Genomic DNA, 21,603 nt, shown 5'->3' with positions numbered 1-21,603 from the left:
AGCTATCCTGATTTTCACAAAATACATCGTGGGCCTCCCAGTACTGACTGGAGCTTCCTATTGGGTTTGCTTAGCCGGGTAGCTTGGCCGCAAGGACGTCAACCTTCTCGATTGATGGCGGTTCGGCAAATAGCTCGGCAGCGTTTGCCATAAGCGCCGCCGCGACCTTGCCCGAAAGATGAGCCTGCCGGCCCGCTTCATCCGGGAATGCGTCAAAGATGCCAAAGGTGGACGGCCCCAAGCGGATTCCAAACCAGGCTGTAGTGGCTGGCTCCTCCTCCACTAACGGAAGGCCACCCAAAAGAAAGCTCTCTACATCCTTTTCTTTCCCGGGTTTTGCTTCTAGGCGAACGAACAACGCTACTTTGACCATGATGTGGCTCCTGTTGTTACGATGCGGCTGGCGCTATCAGATCGCGATAGCTAAGAGGGGCATCCGAGACTCTTAACTATGGTCGACGATACCAGGATTACAAACCCAAATAGACCAAGGGTAGCGGCGAGTAGCGCACGAGCAGTGAGAACGACGTAGTGGGCAGCATGTAACCGCAAGTCAGCCACTTGCTCACTTGGTCCCACCCTCTGGTCTGATAATGATGATTCAACGATATCTGAAATTTAGAAAAACATAAGAGATCATGGTTGCTGTCAGGCCGACCAATATGTACTCGACGCGGGGTAAAAACACGACTAACCCGCCCAAAGAAAACACTATCAACGTGTTTTGTAGGATATACTTCCTTATTCTACTCACGGCTATGAAATAGCCATATTGCTTACCTAGGAAAAACAAGGCCATGCCGGTGATCGACATAATCTGGAAATCGCGTATCGCAATGTCGTTCAGGATCGCATGCCTAATCAAATTTGCCAGAAGTGCCAGCCCCATAAAAAGAAAAAGGTGCGAGTAGATTAAGGCGTGTCCACTCATACTGCTTTGATGTTTGTTCAGCAAGTAAAAACTATCAAAATAGATCCACCAGATACTGCAAATCATGATAAATCCGGTGATGGCTGCCATCACATTATAATAACCCCATTGAATGTTAGATAAGCCTCCGGAAAGGCTAATAATTGACTCCCCCAATAAGATTAGGGTGAGTAGGCCTATGCGCTCAACCAAGTGCTCTGTGTGTGCTGGCAACGGTTTTAGTTTAGTCCAGAAAAATACAGGAAACAGAATATCAAGAATAATCCCAATATAAGCAACAAGGTAACGCAAGGGCGGGTCAAAAATAACGGATGAAAGGCTAATAACTGCGCTAACTAATAGGGCGAAGCCAAGCCTTGAGGAAAGTTCGCCGCGAGAATCGAGTTTACTAATGGATGAAATATACATAACACTGATGATTGCACGTATACCAAAATAGCAGGCAATAATGAGCGAGTAGTTCACTTCCAAGTCTTCCCCGATCCGTGCCGATAGCACAATGAGCAGGAGCATTATGAATAATGTTGCCAAACGGTGAAGATTGCTGTCTGTATCGAACCTGTTGGAGTAAATCGTGTGACTGGACCAGATCCACCACAGCGGCACAAAAAGCAGTAAGAATGTCCATAATTGCTTATGTTCAAAGTGCCCATCATGAACATGTCCGAGAGTGTGCGTAACTTGGCCTATCGTAACAACGAAAGTCAGGTCAAAAAACAACTCCAACCATGTGGCGTGTCGATTTTCTTCATAATACTTCAAAGATTTCATTAGTTGCCGGCTCCGTGCCCACCTCTTTAATGTAAAAGGAAGCTAACGTTGGTTTTTCCTCGGCTCCGATGTGGGTGATGCCAAGCCGATTTGGCTCTCTAGCGATTTCGTCCACGCACTAACAAAAGCTCAATCATCTGACTCATCCCGATGAACTCTGGAACTCCGTCATAGCGAAGCCCGTCAATGTAAAACGCTGGGGTGCCATTCACGCCGCTGCGTACACCGCCATTGAAATCGGCTTGTATTTTGGGAATGTAAGTATCCTCTTGCATTGCAAGATCGAATTCCTCCCTGGAAAGGCCGTGTTTGAGAACGATGGCGCGATACAGCGGCAGGCCCAATCGATCCTGATTTTCGTACAATTCGTCGTGGGCCTCCCAGAAGAATCCTCGACTCCCGGCATACTCAGCGGTGACCGCTGCACCCAATGCATGGGGGTGAGCGGTGGTCAGAGGGAAGTTACGGAACACAAACAGCAAGTCATCGCGAAAATGCTGTTGCAGATTCTTGACCATCCAATAAGCTTCACCGCAATAGGGACATTCATAGTCGCCAAATTCGACCAAGGTGACCTTGGCATGCGCACTTCCCTGGCGATGGTCGTTGGCACTTACCGGGACTTTGAGAGTGGCCATCTAATCACCTGTTAATTTTTGGTTGGCGTGCTTTGTGGCGAATTCGCCAAAGCATCCAGCGCATCCAGAATACCGTCCGCACCAGGGTTGATTGCCATCGGGGAGACGTAGCTCCAGGCAACCACCCCGTCCTTGTCAATCACGAACAGCGCACGCTTACAAACCCCGAGCTGGGACTGGTACGCTCCATACTGTCGTGCCACAGCCCCTTTGGGCTCGAAATCGGCCAGCAGGCTGAAGTGAAAATTCCGATCTTTGGCAAAGGCCTGATGACACCAGGCGCTGTCAACCGAGATACCCAGTAGCGCCGCACCGTATTCTCTGAATGTGGGTAGCAACTGGTTGTACAAAGTCAGTTGGTCACCGCACACCGAAGTCCAGTCAGCGGGATAAAACGCCAATATCACGGGATTTCCCTTTAGCTCACGCAGCGACAACTGTTGATCAGGGGTTGCGTGAAGAGTGAAGTCGGGCGCGACAGTGCCGGCCGGCAGCGGCCCCTGAACCAGGTCGCCATTGGTTTTTTGTGCATCATCGAACTCTAAAGTATTCATTGCTTGAACCTTTATAGATGGGTGGTTGGGACGTGCTCAGTGGGATGCGACGTGCCCGGTGGGATAACTCCATCCACCATCAAGGGGTTCAAAAAAAGACAACGCTGCCTCGATCTCAGCCTGAGCCTGAGTGATTTCGGCAGCGAAACGTTCACGTTCCGCATCAAGGAACACAAGAAGATCCGCCGTGTAATCGCGGAATTGGATTAGGCCAGGTTGGCAGGGGAATGGTCAGATTCGCTCTGGCTCACCAATGACTATAGTCGTTGATGACGCTTACCGTAGTAGCTGAACGATTTTTCGCTACCCTCCAGTGCCAACAACACTCACGCGCTTATCTTGCTGCCATTTCAGGCGGCGTTTTAACACGATGATTTTGGCAGCTATTTCGCCACTTCAGACAAATTTACATCTGCTTTCTGGACGACAACTGCTACCCCTTACGACAAGCAGAAATCGACCAGAGGCAGACACTGAAACCGCCTTCAGGTCTACAGAGTGAAGGTTGATATGGGAAATGCTCTGGACAAACGAGTCGTTGTCATTAGTGCCGGCATCGTGGGCGCTTCGCTGGCGTAACACCTGGCTGATAAAGGCGCGAATATCACCTTGGTTGAGGCTGAAGGTATCGCGTCGGGAGTGTTTGGAGATTCACTCGCATGGAGCAACATCCTATACGGATAACGTGACCCCATTGCAGCACTGCGCGGAGCAGCAGTCAAAGATGCGGCTCGCGCAGCGATGGTGCTGTACCTAACGAATAGTCGAGATCGGTCTTCGGGAAGCTGAGCGGCAGACTTTGCGAATATTGTCACTGACCGCTTTTGGCCGGAAACGGCCGGAGGTGCGTTGAGAGATGCATCCTAGTCTTCTACCATGTGGCGAACGAATCATCTCCATACTCACCGCGAAATCTCGAGAATCCTGGAACAAAGGCAAACTGGTCGGCCAAAAGCACCGCTTCGGCTTAGGGACATTTGGGCGATTAGAGTACGGCTGGAAATTGCAAACAAGGATCGTGAACTGGCCCTGTTCAACCTTGCCGTCAGGTTCTCATGCTCAATGAGTATCACGCGCTTCAGGCTTCGGCGGATCAATGCGCTCGATATTTCCAAGGACCAATGCTCGCCCGGCAAATAGACCGCCGGATGTTTCCAGGGCAAAACGTTCGGCATCGCGTGTGCGCACCTCGTCGGTCACCGCGTCGGCTTCGAGCGCTGAGGCACCCAAGGTCAGCACGGCCTGGTGACCAAGCAGCAAGGCGGATTCAAAGGTTTCCCGCACGATATAGTCGGCGTCGTGCTTGACCAGTTCCAGCGCGTGCTCGCGGTCAAAGGCGCGCACCAGCACCTTCACCTGCGGGCAATAGTGCCGCGTGCTTTCAACAATGCGTGTCGCGGCCTTCTTGTCATTCACGCACACAATGATGGTACGGGCGTGATGGGCCCCGGCAGCATGCAACAGGTCATGGCGGGCACCATCACCGTAATAGACCTTGAAACCATAAGGCTCGACGGCGCGAATCACCTCCGGGTCCATGTCTATGATTGAAAGCTTGGCGCCATGAGCGAGTGGCGCCTGGCAAGCGATCTGACCGACACGGCCAAACCCGATGATGAGTACATGGCCTTGGAGATTCTGCGCGGGCTCCACACCGTCCATGGAAACCGCCCGGGCCCGCGCAAAACGCTTGTACAACACAAGGTTGACCGGCGTAATGGCCATGGACATCACCACGATAGCCGTCATGTTGGCGTTGATTTCGGGACTCACGACCTTGAGTTTCAGTGCTTCGGCAAACAGTACGAACGCAAATTCGCCCCCCTGCGCCATCAGCACGGCGCGGTCCAGCGCATCGCCATGCTGGCTTTTCGCGAGGCGCGCGACCCCATAGATACACAGCGCCTTGACCACCATTAGCGCCAGCACGCCAGTGCTGATGAGCAGCCAGTTCCTGGCCACCACCTGCAGATCCAGCGCCATGCCGACGCCGAGAAAAAACAGCCCCAGCAACAGCCCGCGGAACGGTTCTATGTCAGCCTCCAGCTGGTGGCGGAAGGTCGACTCCGACAGCAGCACACCGGCAACGAACGCTCCCATCGCCATTGACAGGCCGCCGATTTCCATCAGCAGCGCTGCTCCCAGCACCACCAGCAGCGCGGCAGCAGTCATCACCTCGCGCGCCCTGGCTTGGGCCAATACCCGAAACAGAGGGTTGAGCAACCACAACCCGATGACCACCAGTGCGCTCAGGGACAGGGCTGCGGTAGCCATGCGCTGCCACAGGGGTGAGGTGGGTTCGGGCACCGATGCAGTAGGCGCCAGAAATGCCACCACCGCCAGCAAGGGCACTATCAGCAGATCTTCAAACAGCAGAATGGACACGATGCGTTGGCCCCTCGGTTTGGTCAAGTCACCCCGCTCCGAGAGAACTTGCATGACGATGGCCGTGGATGTGAGTACAAAACCGGCCGCGCAGACGAATGACACCTGCCAAGGGAAACCAAAGGCCTTGCCGACGACAGTGAGCAGAACGGCACAGATCAACACCTGCAGGCTGCCCAGTCCAAATATCTGCGCCCGCAGCTCCCACAGATGCGAGGGTTTGAGCTCCAGGCCAATCACGAAGAGGAACATCACCACGCCCAATTCACCCACATCAATGATGGTGTGAGGGTCATTGACCAGCTGCAGCCCGAAGGGTCCGATCATCAGCCCCGCCAGCAGGTAACCGAGCACCGAGCCGAAGCCGATGCGCTTGAGCAATGGCACGGCCACTACGGCAGCGCTGAGCAACGTGATGACACCCATCAACAGTCCTGCGTTGCCTTCAGTGGCCATGGCCTCGACCCTCAGCCCCTGTCAGGACCGGTTGTGGAGAAATTACCGGACGAATTATCGCTGGGTGTCTCAGCTCGCCAGGGAGGTGCAATATCCACTGCGTGGGGAAGCGGCAGCCTCCTCTGCAGCAACTTAAGAATCACCCGCCCGCAAGCAGGTCGCGGGCGGGTAATCCTGGTGACGAGGGGCTGTCCCCTTGGCTGCGCGCAACGGAGGCTATCGTTGTATAACCTCGATGCACCTGCCACGCGCACGCGCTTGCTTGGGCAGTTCGATACGCAGCACACCGTTGTTGCATGTGGCACTGGCCTGCTCGGCAATGACCTCGACAGGAAGCCGGAAGGTGCGCCGGAAACTGCCGAAGGTGCATTGCCGGACGCGATAATGCCCATTGCCCTGCTCCTGCTCGACGCGCTTTTCACCGCGAATGATCAGCGTATCGCCCCGCACTTCCAGACTCAGGCCCTCCTTGACCAGTCCAGGTATCTCAAGGAGAACGACGATCCGCTCACCATCCTCGTAAAGATCGCCGGCCAGCAGCCCCCAGTTCGAGGCAAGCGCCGGTGATGAGGTCGCATCCTGCGACTCACCCCTGCTCCGCTTCACTGGCGTGAAGCGCGTCAGGGCCTCGCTGGTACGATCGCGAAGCTGACGCCAGCCCTCGCCCAACGAATGCCAGGTTTCCTCCAGGCCATGTCTGAGTTCAACTAGTTTTTCCATGGGTCGTCCTCCACACGCTCAAGGCCCTACGCGCTTTTCAGGACGATCTTGCGCGGCTGGGCATGTGCATGTTTGGGAACACGCACGTTCAGCACGCCGTCCCGTAGCTCAGCGTCGATCCGGGTCGTATCCAGCTCGGAGCTCAAAGTGAAGGCGCGCCTGAATCGCGACAGTTGGACCTCAGCGTAGACAGCCTCCAGCTGTTGGGAAAACTGCGGCATGATCTCCCCTTCCAGCACAAGCGTGTCACCGTCGACATTGACTACCAGGTGGTCCTTGGGCACGCCGGGAAAATCGGCAAACAGCTGGATTCCGTTTTCGTCTTCGAATACATCGACACGCGGCAGCAGTGTTTGGGTTTCAGTTTCGCCGCGCACGACCGCTTGTTTGTCGTTCATGGTGATTCCTCCTTCAAACCGTTGCTGTTACTGAATGACTATGCGCTTGGGCTGTAGCGCTTCCCGCCGCGGCAAGGAAATGCGCAGGACGCCGTCGCGGCAGTGGGCCTCGACCTTGTCGGTATCGACCTGGTCATTGAGGCTCACGGTACGCTTGAAGGGGCCGGCATAACGCTCGTTGGCATACACGGAGCAATTGCCCTCCTGAGCACTGCGCGCTGGCCGACGCTCGCCGGAAATCGATAGCAGACCTCGGTGAATCTGCAGATCGAGGTCGCTCGGGTCCACGCCAGGAACGAAGGCGTAGACCTACAGGCTGGACGGCGTGCTCGCGACATTGATTGCAGGAAAAGCACCACTGGCCAAGGCACGAATGCTGCCTGGGCGCCCGAGCCCCGTGCCCAGCACATGTTGCAGCTCGCGCTGCAGCCTCTCGAACTCGGCAATCGGATCGCTCGACAGATTAAGAAGGGACTCGTACATGACAATCCTCCTTCCAGCTGACTGAAATGATCTCGAACAGGAGGCGCGAAGCGCCGGGCTTCGGCCCCTGACGACGAAATTATGTGAGCGATTTGGAGGTTTTCAAGCCCCAGTTTGAACGAATATGGAATTACAGATCCGCGCTCTTTTTCCCGTTCAATCTTTGCCTCGGCGCCATTCACACACAGCCTAGGCAACTCGATCATCGCGCTCACGCAACAGCCAGTAGGTCAGCCCCAGGGCCAGGGTGGCGCCAGCAAGCGCCGCGACTTTGGCCGGGCTGACATCGGGATCGAGGATCACGATCTTGCGCGACAGCGCAATCAACCCGATCAACAGGACCGTCTTGACCTGAATGATGCTGCCACGGCGCAAGACAACGCGCACGATGGAATGCTTGAATTCCATTGCGATCAGCAGCGTCATCACCATGCCGAACACATTCTGGAAGATCCGGTGGTCCAGCGGATTGAACGCGTCGATGATCAGCAGGCTGAAGACTATCTGGATCAGCTGCACCAGCGACACCACGATAACCAGCGCGATCACCATCGATAGAATGTGGGCGACGATTTGCTCGAAACGCTCGTAAAACGTCAACATCGCCCACTCGCGACGCAATCGCATGCGCGTGCTCTCGGGCTCATTGCTGTCCTTCATGCTCACCTCTTCAGCAGCAAGATCATTGCAACGAGAAACCGCAGCCTTCGTCCTGCGCTTCACGCATTTCCACTGTCGAGCTCTTCGGCCGGCACGGCTTGCCGGCGGTCGAACCCGACCCGCTCGGACTTGTCGTCCCAGCGCGCATGGGCGTGATCACCCTTGCCAATGCCGCCGCCGAGCATTTCACGTGCCAGTGCCGTCTCCAGCTCGCTGCGGATCAGTCGCTTGAGCTCGCGAGCACCGAATTCAGGTTTGTAGCCCTCTTGCGCTAAATGATCGACCAGCGTCTCGTCGAACGTCAGCGTCACGCCCTGGCTCGCGGCATTGCGGGCCACGCGCTCGAGTTGGAGGCCAACGATGTGGCGGATCTCCTGCTTGCCCAGCGCATGGAAGACGATGATCTCATCGATGCGGTTGAGGAACTCGGGGCGAAAGTGCCCGCGCAGCACATCCATGACCTCGAGCTTGGTCTTCTCGTACTCCTCACTCGCCGCTCCGGGCGCCTTCAGCTGGCGCTGAATGATGTCGGAGCCCAGGTTGGACGTGGCAATGATAATGGTGTTGGTGAAGTCCACCACACGCCCCTTGCCGTCGGTAAGTCGCCCGTCGTCGAACACCTGCAGCAGGATGTTGTAGACGTCGGGGTGGGCCTTCTCGATCTCGTCGAGCAGCAGTACGCTATAGGGCTTGCGACGGACCTTTTCGGTAAGCTGGCCGCCTTCGTCATAACCGACGTAGCCGGGGGGCGCGCCCACCAGCCGAGCCACTGAATGGCGCTCGCCATACTCCGACATGTCGATGCGCAACAGGGCCCCCTCGTCGCCGTAGATGGATTCCGCCAGCGCCTTGGCGAGCTCAGTCTTGCCGACGCCAGTGGAACCCAGGAACAGGAACGTGGCCACGGGCTTGCTGCCTTCGCGCAGACCCGCGCGCGACAGCCGCACCGCATCCGCCACAGCGCGTACCGCCTCGTCCTGCCCCACCAGGCGCTCATGCAGCCGCTGCTCCAGGTGCAGCAGTTTCTCGCGCTCCTCCACCGTCAGCTCATTGACCGGGATACCGGTCAGCCGCGAGACGATCTGCGCAACGTGCTCCGCCTTGACTTCGGCGCTGCCCGAACCGCGCTCGCGCTCCCAGTCCGCGACGCGCTCCTTGAGTTCGGCCTCCTTGGCTTCAATGCGCTTGCTGATCTGCGCCGCATTGTCATATTGCTTGCGGGAAGCCGCGTAGTTCTGCTCCCGGCGCAACTGGTGCAGTTCGGACTCCATTTCCTGCACAGCAACGGGGCGGGCCGTCGCCGATAGCTTCACGCGGGCGGCAGCCTGATCGAGCAAGTCGATGGCCTTGTCCGGCAGGAAGCGCGCGGTGACGTAGCGGTCGGACAGTTCGGCGGCAGCAATGATCGCGTCCTCGGTGATGCTGACCTTGTGGTGCGCTTCAAAGGTATCGCGCAGGCCGCGCAGGATCATGATGGTCTGCGCCACCGTTGGCTCGGGCACCATGACCGGCTGGAAGCGCCGCTCCAGCGCAGCGTCCCGCTCGATGTACTTCTGGTACTCGTTGAGCGTGGTCGCGCCGATCAGGTTCAGCTCACCGCGCGCCATCATGGGTTTGAAGACGTTGGCGACGTCCAGACCGCCTTCTCCACCGCCTTGGCCTGCACCCACAATGGTGTGCACCTCGTCGATGAAGAGAATCAGCTCGCCTTGATGCTCGGAGATTTCCTTGAGCACCTTGTGCACCCGTTCCTCGAACTCGCCCCGGTACTTCGCCCCGGCCACCATGGAATTGATGTTCAGCTCTACCAGGTGCTTGTCACGCAGCGTCTCGGGCACCTCGCCGGCCACCATACGCTGTGCCAATCCCTCGACGATGGCCGTCTTGCCCACGCCGGGCTCGCCGATCAATACGGGGTTGTTCTTCTTGCGCCGCGCCAGTACCTCGATGGTGGTTTCGATTTCCTGCGCGCGTCCGATTACCGGGTCCAGCTTGCCCTCGCGCGCCATCTTGGTGAGATCGCGCGAATACTTGTCGAGCTCCGGCGTATTCGTCGGCGCCTCGGCGCGGCCATCCTCCGCGCCTTTGCCAACCACCTTGTTTACCCGCTGGCGCAGGGCCTGCGGCGTGAGGCCATAGCGGCGCAGCAAGTTGGCGGCCAGCCCTTCGCCCTCTTCTGCTAGCCCGATCAGGAGGTGCTCGGGTCCGACGTAAGCGTGGCCTAATTCATTCGAGGCGACGAAGGCGCGACTGAGCGCATCCTTCACGCGAGGCGACACGCCGATTTCTCCTTCAAACGGTTTGTCGCCGCGCTTGGCTTCGGCCTCGATCTGGCGCTTGAGGTCATCGACGTTGATCTTGAACTGGCTGAGGATGGTCTTCACCACGTCGCTGTCGGCGAGGGCCAGCAGCAGGTGTTCGGTATCGACTTCGGACCGCCCGAACTCCGTGGCACGCTTGGCCGCTTCCTGCAACAGGGCCTCGGAGTGTTCGCTGATACGGCTGGCCAGCCCGCTGCCGCGACGCCGCGGCGTGCCCCCCCCTGCGGGGGCAGCTTCGCCAGACGACGCTTCGGCCACATCATCGGCACCCGCGGCAACGGATACTGAGTTTTCTCCGTTGCGGAAGAAATCGCTGCCCAGGAAATCTTCGAACAAACTGCTGCGCGAGCCGAAAAGGGCCTCCAGTGGAGAAAGGGTACGCTTTTGCTGGCGCACCAATTGGCGATAGTGATCATCACACAACAGCATTGTGCTGTGGCGGCCATTGACCTTGGCTTCCACCCGTGTCGTGGCGGGTTGGCCACAGACCTGGCACTGTTTGCTGGCCATGCGGGCGCTCCTTGAATCATTGAGGCGACGAGGTGAGGCTGCCGCAGCTCCTCGTCTGCTGGTGGGCCTTCGTGACGACGGCTATGGAATCTCCGAGTCAGCTTCAATTCGGAATCGAACGGCTGTGCTTCAATGCAAATGCACGCGTTTCGCGCTCGTCGGGGATGATCGTCAGCAGCCCATTGTGGACTGGGCGCTTGATCAAAACCTATTCGGCATCGTCATGCCGGTTCAAGCGTCACGGGTAACAGCCGTTGTAGCATTTGGCACGAGGGAAGACGCACTTCTGCTGCTCTCGTAGCAGTCGCGCGTGATCGGGATGTTCTTTCCTTGAGACCGGGCAATTCGAAGGAAAGCCAGCACTGCATCCGTGATGTCCAGCGCCAGCTTCAGCATGCCTGGCAGGCAAGCGCGGGAGGGCGAGCGCCGCAAATAGATGCGGCCAGCCCAAGAGAACTTTTACAGTACTCGCTTAAGTCTGCGCCCGGTAGCCTGGAAGTCAAGCAGTATCTGCGGTTTGCTCAGAGAATCAGCGGGCGGTGGTCAGGCCGTTGCAAGCCGGATTCAGCCGCATGCGCTCCATCTGATACGTTCTTTTAACGATCACCTGACTCTTTTTCGTGGCAGGCCCACTGCTTTATAAGATCTCGCTATCGGGGTGCGATCGGACTGCGCCCAGGCACTCACTTCTGCAGACGCTCAGGGAACCGGATGGCCTCGCAAGTACTCAGGAATCCCCATGAACACCTTCTGCACAAGCTATCCCAGCATTGCGCTTCCCGAGTCTCAGCGCGACATACTCGGTATGATCGCGACCAATCATCAACTACACGACATCCTCACCGCCATCTGCTTGATGATCGACGCCCAGGATCCCGGTACGCTGTGTTCGATACTGCTCACCGATGCGCAAGGCAAGCATTTGCTCAAAGGTGCCGCGCCTGGCCTGCCGCCGGCATACAACGATGCGGTCCACGGCATGCCCATCGGCCCTCGGGAAGGCACGTGCGGCACAGCGGCATACCGGCGCGAGCTGGTGGTGACGGCAGACATAGCCCGGGATCCGAGCTGGGAGCGTTTTCGCAGTCTGGCGCTAGGGTACAATCTGCGCTCCTGCTGGTCGTTGCCATTACTCTCGCATCAGGGCTCCGTTCTTGGGACGTTTGCGCTGTATCAAGATCAGGCGATTGCGCCAAGCGAGATGCAGATCCAAAGGTTGACCTGCGCGGCGCAACTGGCTGCCATTGCGATCCGGCATGAGCGTGACGGCCAACGCCTGGAGGAAAGTGAACAACGGTTTCGCTCATTGTTTACCTTTAACCCCAACCCGGTTTTTGCCCTCGACATGGCGGGCAACATCCAGAGTGTGAACCCGGCTGGCCTGAAGCTTAAAGCTGGCGCGGCAACTGATCTTGTCGGTCATCATTTCTCTCACCTCGTGTTCGAAGAAGACCTGCCGCGAGTGAATCAGCATTTTTCCGCAGCCCGCGCCGGTGAGCCGCAGCGATTCGAGGCAAGGGTCCGCGACGAGAGCGACGACAAGCAGTTGATCATGGATATCGCCAACCTGCCGATCATGGTCAATGGCGAGATCGTTGGGGTTTTCGGCATCGCGCGGGACATCAGCGAACAGAAGCATTACGAGCGCCAGCTGAGTATCAGTGCCAGCCATGACGGGCTGACCGGTTTGCTTAACCGCCTGTCTCTGGAAGACCGGCTTGTCCTGGAGTGCCGCAGCAGCCGTCAACGTAAGCGTCAACTGGCGGTCATGTACATCGACCTGGATGGATTCAAATCCATCAACGACTCCATCGGGCACTGCTTCGGCGATCAGGTGCTGATTGAGGTGGCACAGCGCATGACCCAGCAGGTCCGTCCGGCTGATGCCGTCGTGCGCATGGGCGGCGATGAGTTTGTCGTTCTGCTGACGGACCTGCTGCGTGACGAAGACGTTGTGCCGGTGGCCGAGCGACTGCTGGCCAACATTGGCAAACCCTATTGCATCCATGGCATTGACCTGCACGTAAGCGCAAGTATCGGTATCACGCTAAGCGACGGTCACATCGAGCAGCCAATGCAATTGATCCAGCAGGCTGATATGGCCATGTATAAAGCCAAGCAACAAGGTCGCAACAACTTTGAGTGGTATACCAGCGATCTAAACCAACGAATCTGCGAGCATAGAAGCCTGCGCAATGACCTGCAGAAGGCTCTCGAGACCAAGTCGTTTAGCCTGCATTATCAACCACAGATTGAGGCGCGCACGGGGCATGTGGTCGGAATCGAAGCGTTGTTACGTTGGAGGCATCCGATCAAAGGATTCATCTCTCCAGCGGTATTTGTACCCGTGGCAGAGGACAGCGGTCAAATTATCCCTCTGAGCCTTTGGGTTCTCGATACGGCTTGTGCACAGTTGCGCAACCTATGTGATCAGGGCTTCACCGGCATCTCGATGGCCGTAAATATTTCGCCCATGCATTTCCAGCGTGGTCAATTCGTTGAATGTATCCAGGCAGTACTGAGCAAGTACGGGCTTAGCGCCGGGCAATTGGAGTTAGAGATAACCGAGTCACTCTTGCTGCATAACGTTGAACTAGCAATTGAAACCTTGTACCGTCTTAAAGACTTGGGCATACGCATTGCGCTGGATGATTTCGGCACGGGATTTTCCAGCCTGAGTTATCTCAAGTGCTTGCCAATAGACAAAATAAAAATTGATCGCTCCTTCATCCAGGATATATCGACGAATCCACACGATGCAGCAATCACTCAAGGCATTATTTCGATGGCCCATCACCTCAGCCTGTTAGTGGTCGCGGAAGGCGTGGAAACTGCGCCCCAAGTGGACCTCCTGGAAAGTGGTCGATGCGATATTTTCCAGGGATATCACTTTGCTAGACCCATGTCGCATGAGGCGCTCAGGGTTTTCTTGGCCGATCAGAAAACCTATAGTTAACAAAGTTAGTCAACAACCAAAAGGCCAACTCCTCTCATGGACCGTTTTAAGCCTTCGGCGACCAACGTCGAGCAGATCAAATCTACCGGGCGACTAACAGCCAATACGTCGAGCCGGACCAGTATTCGGGCTTGCTTAAGGACTACAGCAAGCACAAGGAGGAAAAGTCGCCATCTGGCGCGGCGGTCATGCGCTGGATCAAGCTAGGAATTGACGTTCGCCAGTTCAACAGTGTCGCCACTGAGGCTGCATTCATTGACGGGCGCTCCAATGAAGTTGTCGCCGAGGTGGTACGCAAAGGCGCCGGCGCCGACCTGGAAAACTCCTCGCAAGTAATGCAGGCCAAGGATGCTCGCACGGTACTCCATGGTTGGGCGAGAGACATGGTCAATGCGTTCCAAGCGCTGAAAAAAAGCTCGAATGTCCTCCTGCCGTACTGATTTAGGCAGGAGAACGTAGAGGCTTCCCGGATAAACCGCTGATATGGGACGTCAGCTGGAAAACCCTCATGTATGCCTTGGTCGCGCTCTTCGTTCATTACCTGGAAAGGCTTTACGATTACTGGAAAGAGACGTCGAGCCTCATGGATGCGAACTCGCTTCTATGGTCCTCGATGAACTGGCCTCGCTTCTGGACCATTCAGATCCTGCTCCTGACCTTAATTTTCATATACTGCGTCATCGTCGAACTGGCACGCGTCATCGGTCGAGATCGACTGAAAGCGATGTTCATTGGACCGTTGCCGCCAAAACCTGCTAAGTCTTTGGAAGGCGCTTTAGGGTCGCATGTTGGTGCAAGGCGAATCCTCAAGGCCGCGCTTGGCTGTCCGCTCTGGGTCGTAAGCAGCCATTCGCGACCGGCAGGTTCCGACCGATTGCCGACACTCAAAGCCTTGCAGCCTTCTCGTGCCCACTTTGGCTGGCGTTCACTTCGATAACCTCGACAAACCCCTCGGACCTGCAAGGTGGCTCGAACGCAGCCGCCACCGCCTCGATACTCGCCCTCGGCAGTTGATGATCGACCCGGCGCAAGGCATTGCGTGCCAATGCCTGCTCGACCGGAGCCCAGACTGCCGTGACTGGCACACGGTGCACGCGCCGCGGCAGTGCTGCATCGAAATACAGGTAACTGGTGTCGTTGGTAGCGGCACGATTTTGCTCGATCCAATACCTGTTCCTGCTGCCACCATGCAGAGCAATGGGCCCGAGAACGCTCTTAACCGGCCTGCCGGCGCATGGTCAGAATCGCCGCACCAAAACCGATGAACGTCGTCCCGACTACCCGGCTTACCCAACGCGACAGCGCCGGCCGGGTCAGCACACCCTTGGCCCGCGATGCCAGCGCGGCATACAGGCTCAACGAGGTCAGCGACAAGGCCACGAAGATCCCGGTCAGGGTCAGGAACTGCGGCAGCAACGCCGCGCTCTGGTCAATGAACTGCGGGAACAGCGCGGTGAAGAACATCGTCGCCTTGGGGTTGGTGACGGCGGTCAGGAACGCCGACTTGTACAAACTCAAGGGGGTCGGTTTGCTGACCTTCACCGCCGCCTGATCCACCAGCATGGGGCTTTTCTTCAGCAACTGCCGTGCACCGAGGTAGAACAGGTAGCCGGCACCGATCAGCTTGACCGCGTTGAACAGCATCTCGGAGCTGGCCAGCAGCGCCCCAAGGCCAAGCATGGCTGCCGCCGACAGGCAGAACAGGCCCGAGCCATTGCCCAGTGACGACCACACGGCACTGCGCTGGCCATGGGCGAGGCTGTTGCTGATGGCCATCAGGGTGGCGGGCCCTGGGCTGGCAATGGCGATTGCCGCGACCAAGGTGAAGGCGAGAAGCGAGTGGGTATCCATACGGCAGGCTCGGAAACGTTTTAAAGCCTGCATCTTACACAAGCGCAGCAGCTTCAGTCGTTACCCTGGCGTTTGGCGTTCTTCTTGGTAATGGCCTTCATCCGCGTGGCCGCGCGTTGCACGGTGGCCATCTTCTCAGGGCGTTTCATACCACGCCACTTGCGGATTTCCTCACGGGTGCGACCGCAGCTCACGCACAGCTCGCTGTTGAGCTGGCAGAGCGAGACGCAGGGGTTTTCGATGTCTTTGGCCATGGCGGGCTCCAACTGCGGGCGCGAATCATACCCTGTATGAAACCGCGCCCAAACCTGATGCTACTCATGCCGCCGCCGCACGCCCGTCATCACTGCTGACCTCGAACTGCCCGACCAGCTTCTGCAGCTTGCTGGCATTGACCTTCACCGTCTCGGCACTGCTTTGCAACACCACCGCCGTCTGGCGCATCTCGCCGGAGGACTGGTTGACCTGCTCGATGGTCTTGCCGTATTCCACGCTGCGCCGGTTGAGCTGTTGGATGATCGCGAACATTGCCTCGACCGCCTGATGCAGCTGCACGTTCTCCGACGAGGCATCCTCAGCCAGGCGCAGGCTGTTATCGACATCCTCCACGCCGGCCTCCATGAAGCTTACGGCCTGCTGCGTTTCGCCTTGCAGGCCTTCGACCATGTGCCGGATGTCATCGGCGGCACGCGAGGTGCGCGCCGCCAGGCTGCGCACCTCGTCGGCCACCACCGCGAAACCACGGCCATGCTCGCCGGCACGCGCCGCCTCGATGGCGGCATTCAGGGCCAGCAGGTTGGTCTGGTTGGTGATGTCGCTGATCAGCCCGGTGATGTTGCCGATCTGGCCCATGCGGTTGTCGAGCAACTGCACGCTGGACGACGAGCGCGCCACCACGTCGCGAATCGACTGGGTACCCGCCTGCACCGCCAGGAACTGCTCGCGGGCGCGGCTGACCACCTCGTCCATAGCCTGCTTCATCTGTTCGGCGCTGACCGCAGCCTGCTGCAGTTCGCCCAACTGTTCCTCCATGATGATCATCATCTGATGCACCGCGTCGGCCACGTCGGCGGACGTCACGCTCGCCTCCTGGCTGCGGCCCAGCATCATCTGGTTGGTCGCACCCACCGTGCGGCTGGCCTTGACCACCTGCCCCACCACCGCATCCAGGCGGTCGATGAAACTGTTGATCCAGCGCGCCATGTCACCGCTCTCGTCATTGCCCATGGCACTGGTGTCCAGGCGCTGACGCAGGTTGCCTTCGCCCTCGGCGATGGTGCGCAGCACGCCGCTCATGCCGTTCAGGCGTGCGGCCAGCCGCTTGGGCCCGAGCACGCTGAACAGCAATGTGGCGGCGAGCATGCCGAGCGCTTCGAGGGTATCGGTCAACCCCTGTGGCAAACCGGCGTAGTGCTGCACCAGGTAGTTGCAGCCGAACAGCCCGGCCATGGTTGCCACGTAGGGCTTCATCAGCCCGTAGCTGAGCGAGCGGCGGCGGTAGACTTCTTCCAGGTCGGCTTCGCACATCATCCCCCAGCGGTCTGGCGAGCCGGGCATCTGGAACGTGACGCCCTTGCCGACCACCGGCACATGGCGATAGTCCGAGTAGCCTGGGTAGGTCACGAACAGGTTGGCGCCGTTACGGATGGTTTCCCGCACACCGGGGTGCAGCTCGCGCGTGGACGGGTCGGTGAAGCGCAGTTCCAGCTCGGTGTGGCGCTGGATCTGCACCGTGCTCCAGGGCGTGTGCACGCCGCTCTTGAGGTTCTCGCCATGGGTGAAGGTGCCGTCCTCGAAACGCGAACGGGACAAGGCAGTGCCTGGCTGTATGCTTTGGTCGAAGCGCGATTGCGCCATGAACAGGTAGTTGTCGCCGGACTCGGCAAAGATATGCCCGGCCTCACGCTGGATCAGGTCGCCCAACACATCGTTAGGCACCCGCCCGCACAGGCAGCCGACGGTTTTGCCATCGCGCTTGAGCGGCTGGTAGAACATCAGCGTCACCTCATCGTGGAAACGCGACGATGACGGGCCGATCTGCAGCGTCTGCGGGTCGCTGTAGGGTCCGTGCAAGAACGGCGCCTTCAGGCCCAGGGCCAATGCCTGCATCTGGTCGATTCGCGAATTGCCGCGCTTGGCCCAGGTAGAGACGATCACGTTACCAGCGGTGTCGATCACGCACAGCTCGGAAAAGTCTTCCGCCTGTACCAGCTTGTCGAGCAAAAGCGACCGGTCGGCCTCGCTGCAGCCTGATGCCATGTGCTGCGCAAGTTCCGCCAGATGCTCCCACTGCTGCCGGGCCCAGTTGTGCAGCAATTGCACGCGGGTCTGGGCGATGGCTTCGAAGGTCTGTTCGATCACCGGGTAGTGCGCGCGATTGAGGCGGCAGGCCCAGCCCATGCTGAACTTGCCGGTTTTGCCGAACCAGGGCAGCCAACCCTTCTCGCTCGATGACAACTGCATGGAACTGCTAGAAAGCGACATTGTTTTCACCATACGCGACATCGGATGGCAAAATGACAGCAAGTTGCACGCCAACTCGTATGCAAGCTAACTATTCGCGCTTTCCAGGTTTCGACGCTCCCCGCAAACGCACCAGCAGGGTGCGCCTGTTCATGCACGCCCCATCACAGGGCGACTGCTCCTTCGCCGCCAAACCAGGCGGCCGAAGGTGATCGACCAGTTGGCCAGGGCAATCACCAGCAGAAGCTGCAATAGCGCCGGCATGCCTGCCTGGACGATGACCTTGCCGGCCAGGAATGGAAAACCGAACACGCCAACGAAATAGGCCAGGCTGAACAGGACCAGCGACTGCGCTGTGTGCCCGCTCGGTGCTTCGTTGGCCGCCAGGCCATTGATCACCGAATAGGTCAGGCCATAGCCGACGCCCAGTACCACTGCCGCCAGCAAATAGGCCGCCGCACTGTCGACGCCGTACATGAACATCAGCACCGACAGCACCATCAACGCCGTCAGCAGGCAGGCCATGCGGTATGGGTCGCGCTTGACGATGAAACCGGCAATGAGCAGCCGGCAGGAAATCGCAGCCGACATGAAACCGAGGAAGAACAGCGAGTAGTCCAGGTGCCTGGCGCTGGCGTACGAGGTCTGGAAGCTCGACAGCCCACCGAAGATCGCGCCACCCAGGCCAACCATGAGGATGGCAAAGGCCGCCTTGGAAGACAGCACCGCACGCGTGGCTGCCGGGGTGATCTTGCACACCGCGACGGCGCCGGTTTTCAGCTGCTGCATGCGCGGCCCCATCAGCAGGAACATCACGCCACCCAGCAGGCTCGCCCCGGCTGCGGCGACGAAGGCCGCCTCCACCGGGTAACCCAGCACCTGCGCCGCACGCCCCAGCAGCGGACCGGTGCCGATACCGGTCATCATGCTGCCCGAGAGCAAGGCAAAGTATCTGACCCGCCGTGCCGGCTCGATGAGCATCGCCACGATGATCGGCCCCAGCGTGTAGAACAGGCCCCAGCCGAAGCCCAGCAGCAGGCCACACAACAGGATGGCTATGCCGAACCCGGGGGCGGCGGCAAAGCCCAGGCAGGCCGCGGCAAGAAACACCGCGCCACCGGCCACGGCCTTGGGTGCACCAATCAGGTCGGTCAGGTGGCCGGAGAAGATCACGGCCAGGAAGGTGCTGAGCATGGCGACGGAGATCACCGAGCCAGCATCGGCTTCGCTGGCACCGTGTGCGCGCAGCGTCATTGCCAGCAGGAAGGTGCTGCCGTAAGACAGCGAAAGCAGGTAACTGCTCAGGCAGAAGGTGGCGAATAGTCCATTGGCAGGCGGGTGACTGGCGGACATCAGGTATTCCGTTTGTTTTTGTCGAGTGTCCGGTTTTTATCACGGGGTGATCGGCATTTGGATATGAAAGCAGCGGAGTGAAGCGTTGCAGACTCATACCTATTAAGCTCAGGCGAACTTCCGGAGGCTTCAACTTGAACCCAGACCTTACTCTTCGCAGGGCAGAACGTGCTGACATCGAGGCGATCATGGAGCTGGTCCAGGTGGCCTATGCCCGGGTGTTCATGCGCAAGGCCTTGTGAAACCTGGGCCGGCCTCTTCGCGGGTACTGCACAAGCCACAAGGCATAGGCGATCCTGAACTGCGCCCCTGATGTTGGACAAAAAATCCAACCTCAGGGGCGTTTTACGTGAGCAAGCACACCAAGCAGTTCAAACTTTCAGCCATCCATGCCTTTGATCGAATCAAGATGGGGCTGGGCGGCCTGACTCCCGTGGCATACAGGAGTCAGGCTGCAGCAGCCTAATCACAGACTGTCCAACAAATGGGGCGCAGTTCATCCTGTGGGAGCGGGTTTATCCGCGAAGAGGCCGGATGAGGCAATTGATCACCTGCGCCTGAGCACCGGCAACCGCACCAGCGACCACCCCGCCTCGGACTCGGCCAACGCCAGGCGAATGCCATCACGCGGCAAGGTGTTCAACAAAGCCTGGGCCAGGTCACCGACCATCCAGTTCGCCGTGTTCGAAGCAATCACTCGCCCGTCCGCCGAGATCAGCACCGCCTCATGCTCAAGACGCATCAAGCTGCGCACCAACAGGCGCTCGACGTTGTGCAGCGACAGGTCCAGCCCGGCCACGCCGATAAAGCGGCCGTGCACTTCGATCGGCATGGTGAAGGTGAGCACGTACATGTTGGTGCCGTACAGGTCCACGTACGGCCCTTCGACCACACTCTTGCCAGTCTTCATCGGCCGGCTGTACCAGGGCATCTCGGTGTAGTCGTAGTAGTTCTCGCGGCGCCGGTCGAAGTTCGGCCGCAGCGGCAGGGTCTTGCCGCCGTCGGCCAGGTACCACCATTCCAGGTGCATCTCGCGGTCGGCCAGGCCGTTGGGCTCGACGATGATGCCACCGCCACAGCCAAAGGCACCGGTGGTGAGCAATTGCTGGTCGATGGCCGGGCGCAGGGTCGCGAGGTCCTTGGCGCAAGGCTGGCGGCCCTCGGCCAGCACTCGCTCCCATAGCGCTCGGGTTTCTTCCACCAGCTGGCGAACCTGGCCGAAGATGGTCCCCAGGGTGTGGTCCAGCTGCTGGGCACAGGCTGACAGCGGGTCGTTGTCGCTCAGGGCAAACATGGCATTACCTCACGCAGGTACAGCTTTGTTGTTATGGACGGCTCAGTCCTGCCCGTCGGCCAGCAGTTCCAGACGCAGGCTGATCAGGCGCTTGATGCCACGGCTGACATGGGCTTCGGCCAAGGCGCCAGCCAGCACCGCGTCACCGGCGACCAGCGCTTCGAGAATGGCCCGGTGCTCGTGTTCGACCACCGTCACGTCACCGCCGCCAGCGGCCTCCATCCACAGCAGTTCACCAACTTCCGACTGCAGGCGCATTTCAGCGCTGGTCAGGCGTAGCGACTGGGCAGCGGCGGCCACTTCGATATGAAAACGTGCATCGGCGCGGTGCCGGGCCAGACGCGAACCGGCCTGGCTGAGGGTTTCGATATGCTGGGCGATACGTGCCTGCTGCTCTGGCGAGCTGCGCTTGGCGGCCAGGCGCGCTGCCGTGCCGGAAATGGCCGTTTGTTCATCACCGAGGTCGCGCAGATCGGGGCCGCTCATGTCACGCAGGCGTTGCAACAGCAGCGCTTCGGGCAACTCCACCGGGGCGCAGACAAAGCTGCCGCCATTGCGCCCGCGGCGGGTCTCGATCAAGCCGCGTTGGCGCAGCACCACCAGTGCTTCACGCAAGGTCACCGTGGCGACGCCCAACTGCAGGGCCAGTTCCGATTCACTGGGCAGTTGCTGCCCCTCGGCGAACATCCCCAGCTCGATCGCCTCCACCAGGCGGCGCGCCACTTCATCGGTTCGCCCTTCCTGGCGCAACCGGATGAAGGCGGTGTTACGAGCACTATTCAGGGCAGTCATTGCCTCTCCCTATCGAGCATTGCCAGGCCTGGCGCGGGCCTCGGCTAAAAGGTTCAGTTTCGCATCT

At 58.8% G+C, this 21,603-nt stretch carries 20 protein-coding genes and 1 pseudogene; 4 read left to right on the top strand and 17 right to left on the bottom strand.

Annotated features, from left to right (window positions below):
* Positions 1–70: 70 nt before the first annotated feature.
* The 4 genes from BGP85_RS03965 to BGP85_RS03950 form a co-directional block, all read right to left on the bottom strand.
* The gene (locus BGP85_RS03965) at positions 71–373 is read right to left on the bottom strand and encodes a putative quinol monooxygenase (RefSeq protein WP_023047152.1); all 303 of its coding nucleotides are present in this window, start codon (positions 371–373) and stop codon (positions 71–73) included.
* Between the two features lie 228 nt (positions 374–601).
* Positions 602–1,702 carry a low temperature requirement protein A gene (locus BGP85_RS03960; RefSeq protein ID WP_102689592.1) on the bottom strand — a complete coding sequence of 367 codons (1,101 nt, stop codon included), beginning with the start codon at positions 1,700–1,702 and terminating at the stop codon, positions 602–604.
* Positions 1,703–1,800: 98 nt separating this feature from the next.
* Entirely contained in the window at positions 1,801–2,340 is a 540-nt protein-coding gene (locus tag BGP85_RS03955; protein WP_070086726.1) for a DsbA family protein, read from the bottom strand.
* A gap of 11 nt (positions 2,341–2,351) precedes the next feature.
* Entirely contained in the window at positions 2,352–2,894 is a 543-nt protein-coding gene (locus BGP85_RS03950) for a redoxin domain-containing protein (RefSeq protein ID WP_019751018.1), read from the bottom strand.
* Between the two features lie 510 nt (positions 2,895–3,404).
* On the opposite strand from BGP85_RS03950, the pseudogene BGP85_RS29120 reads away from it, so the two are divergent.
* Positions 3,405–3,575: pseudogene (locus BGP85_RS29120) on the top strand (FAD-dependent oxidoreductase); the annotation flags it as partial.
* 378 nt (positions 3,576–3,953) lie between these two features.
* On the opposite strand, the gene BGP85_RS03935 reads toward BGP85_RS29120, so the two are convergent.
* The 7 genes from BGP85_RS03935 to clpK form a co-directional block, all read right to left on the bottom strand.
* The gene (locus BGP85_RS03935; protein ID WP_103447578.1) at positions 3,954–5,735 is read right to left on the bottom strand and encodes a monovalent cation:proton antiporter-2 (CPA2) family protein; all 1,782 of its coding nucleotides are present in this window, start codon (positions 5,733–5,735) and stop codon (positions 3,954–3,956) included.
* Between the two features lie 216 nt (positions 5,736–5,951).
* Positions 5,952–6,455, bottom strand: coding sequence for an Hsp20/alpha crystallin family protein (locus BGP85_RS03930; RefSeq protein WP_103447579.1), 504 nt, complete (start codon positions 6,453–6,455; stop codon positions 5,952–5,954).
* A gap of 26 nt (positions 6,456–6,481) precedes the next feature.
* Positions 6,482–6,853: an Hsp20/alpha crystallin family protein gene (locus BGP85_RS03925; protein ID WP_103447580.1), complete on the bottom strand. Its 372-nt coding sequence runs from the start codon at positions 6,851–6,853 to the stop codon at positions 6,482–6,484.
* 27 nt (positions 6,854–6,880) lie between these two features.
* On the bottom strand, positions 6,881–7,141 hold the full coding sequence (locus tag BGP85_RS29110; protein ID WP_258035861.1) for an Hsp20/alpha crystallin family protein: 261 nt from the start codon (positions 7,139–7,141) through the stop codon (positions 6,881–6,883).
* A gap of 21 nt (positions 7,142–7,162) precedes the next feature.
* Positions 7,163–7,336 carry a hypothetical protein gene (locus tag BGP85_RS29105; protein ID WP_258035862.1) on the bottom strand — a complete coding sequence of 58 codons (174 nt, stop codon included), beginning with the start codon at positions 7,334–7,336 and terminating at the stop codon, positions 7,163–7,165.
* Positions 7,337–7,525: 189 nt separating this feature from the next.
* Entirely contained in the window at positions 7,526–7,996 is a 471-nt protein-coding gene (locus BGP85_RS03915) for a phosphate-starvation-inducible PsiE family protein (RefSeq protein ID WP_103447581.1), read from the bottom strand.
* 59 nt (positions 7,997–8,055) lie between these two features.
* The gene (gene clpK, locus BGP85_RS03910; RefSeq protein WP_103447582.1) at positions 8,056–10,827 is read right to left on the bottom strand and encodes a heat shock survival AAA family ATPase ClpK; all 2,772 of its coding nucleotides are present in this window, start codon (positions 10,825–10,827) and stop codon (positions 8,056–8,058) included.
* A gap of 739 nt (positions 10,828–11,566) precedes the next feature.
* Between clpK and BGP85_RS03905 the strand changes: the two genes are divergently transcribed.
* The 3 genes from BGP85_RS03905 (at position 11,567) to BGP85_RS29100 (ending at position 14,720) form a co-directional block, all read left to right on the top strand.
* Complete coding sequence (locus BGP85_RS03905; RefSeq protein WP_103447583.1) at positions 11,567–13,783, top strand: putative bifunctional diguanylate cyclase/phosphodiesterase; 2,217 nt, start codon at positions 11,567–11,569, stop codon at positions 13,781–13,783.
* An 80-nt stretch (positions 13,784–13,863) separates the two neighbouring features.
* The gene (locus BGP85_RS03900; RefSeq protein WP_146048959.1) at positions 13,864–14,223 is read left to right on the top strand and encodes a DUF3313 family protein; all 360 of its coding nucleotides are present in this window, start codon (positions 13,864–13,866) and stop codon (positions 14,221–14,223) included.
* A 68-nt stretch (positions 14,224–14,291) separates the two neighbouring features.
* Positions 14,292–14,720 carry a hypothetical protein gene (locus BGP85_RS29100; protein ID WP_258035863.1) on the top strand — a complete coding sequence of 143 codons (429 nt, stop codon included), beginning with the start codon at positions 14,292–14,294 and terminating at the stop codon, positions 14,718–14,720.
* A 278-nt stretch (positions 14,721–14,998) separates the two neighbouring features.
* On the opposite strand, the gene BGP85_RS03890 is transcribed toward BGP85_RS29100, so the two are convergent.
* From BGP85_RS03890 to BGP85_RS03865, 6 genes are all read right to left on the bottom strand, one after another.
* Entirely contained in the window at positions 14,999–15,634 is a 636-nt protein-coding gene (locus BGP85_RS03890) for a LysE family translocator (protein WP_103447585.1), read from the bottom strand.
* Between the two features lie 53 nt (positions 15,635–15,687).
* A complete protein-coding gene (locus BGP85_RS03885; protein WP_103447586.1) occupies positions 15,688–15,888 on the bottom strand; it encodes a DUF1289 domain-containing protein in 201 nt (66 codons plus the stop codon).
* Between the two features lie 64 nt (positions 15,889–15,952).
* Positions 15,953–18,118 carry a methyl-accepting chemotaxis protein gene (locus tag BGP85_RS29790; protein ID WP_103447587.1) on the bottom strand — a complete coding sequence of 722 codons (2,166 nt, stop codon included), beginning with the start codon at positions 18,116–18,118 and terminating at the stop codon, positions 15,953–15,955.
* A gap of 129 nt (positions 18,119–18,247) precedes the next feature.
* Positions 18,248–19,450: an MFS transporter gene (locus tag BGP85_RS03875; RefSeq protein ID WP_103447588.1), complete on the bottom strand. Its 1,203-nt coding sequence runs from the start codon at positions 19,448–19,450 to the stop codon at positions 18,248–18,250.
* 547 nt (positions 19,451–19,997) lie between these two features.
* Positions 19,998–20,744: a PDC sensor domain-containing protein gene (locus BGP85_RS03870; protein ID WP_103447589.1), complete on the bottom strand. Its 747-nt coding sequence runs from the start codon at positions 20,742–20,744 to the stop codon at positions 19,998–20,000.
* A 42-nt stretch (positions 20,745–20,786) separates the two neighbouring features.
* Positions 20,787–21,536, bottom strand: coding sequence for a FadR/GntR family transcriptional regulator (locus BGP85_RS03865; protein ID WP_103447590.1), 750 nt, complete (start codon positions 21,534–21,536; stop codon positions 20,787–20,789).
* Positions 21,537–21,603 lie beyond the last annotated feature (67 nt).

It is taken from the genome of Pseudomonas putida (assembly GCF_002906855.1).
Taxonomy (GTDB): Bacteria; Pseudomonadota; Gammaproteobacteria; order Pseudomonadales; family Pseudomonadaceae; genus Aquipseudomonas; species Aquipseudomonas putida_N.
Note: the sequence above shows the minus strand (reverse complement) of the source record. Positions and strands in the feature narration are given on the sequence as shown.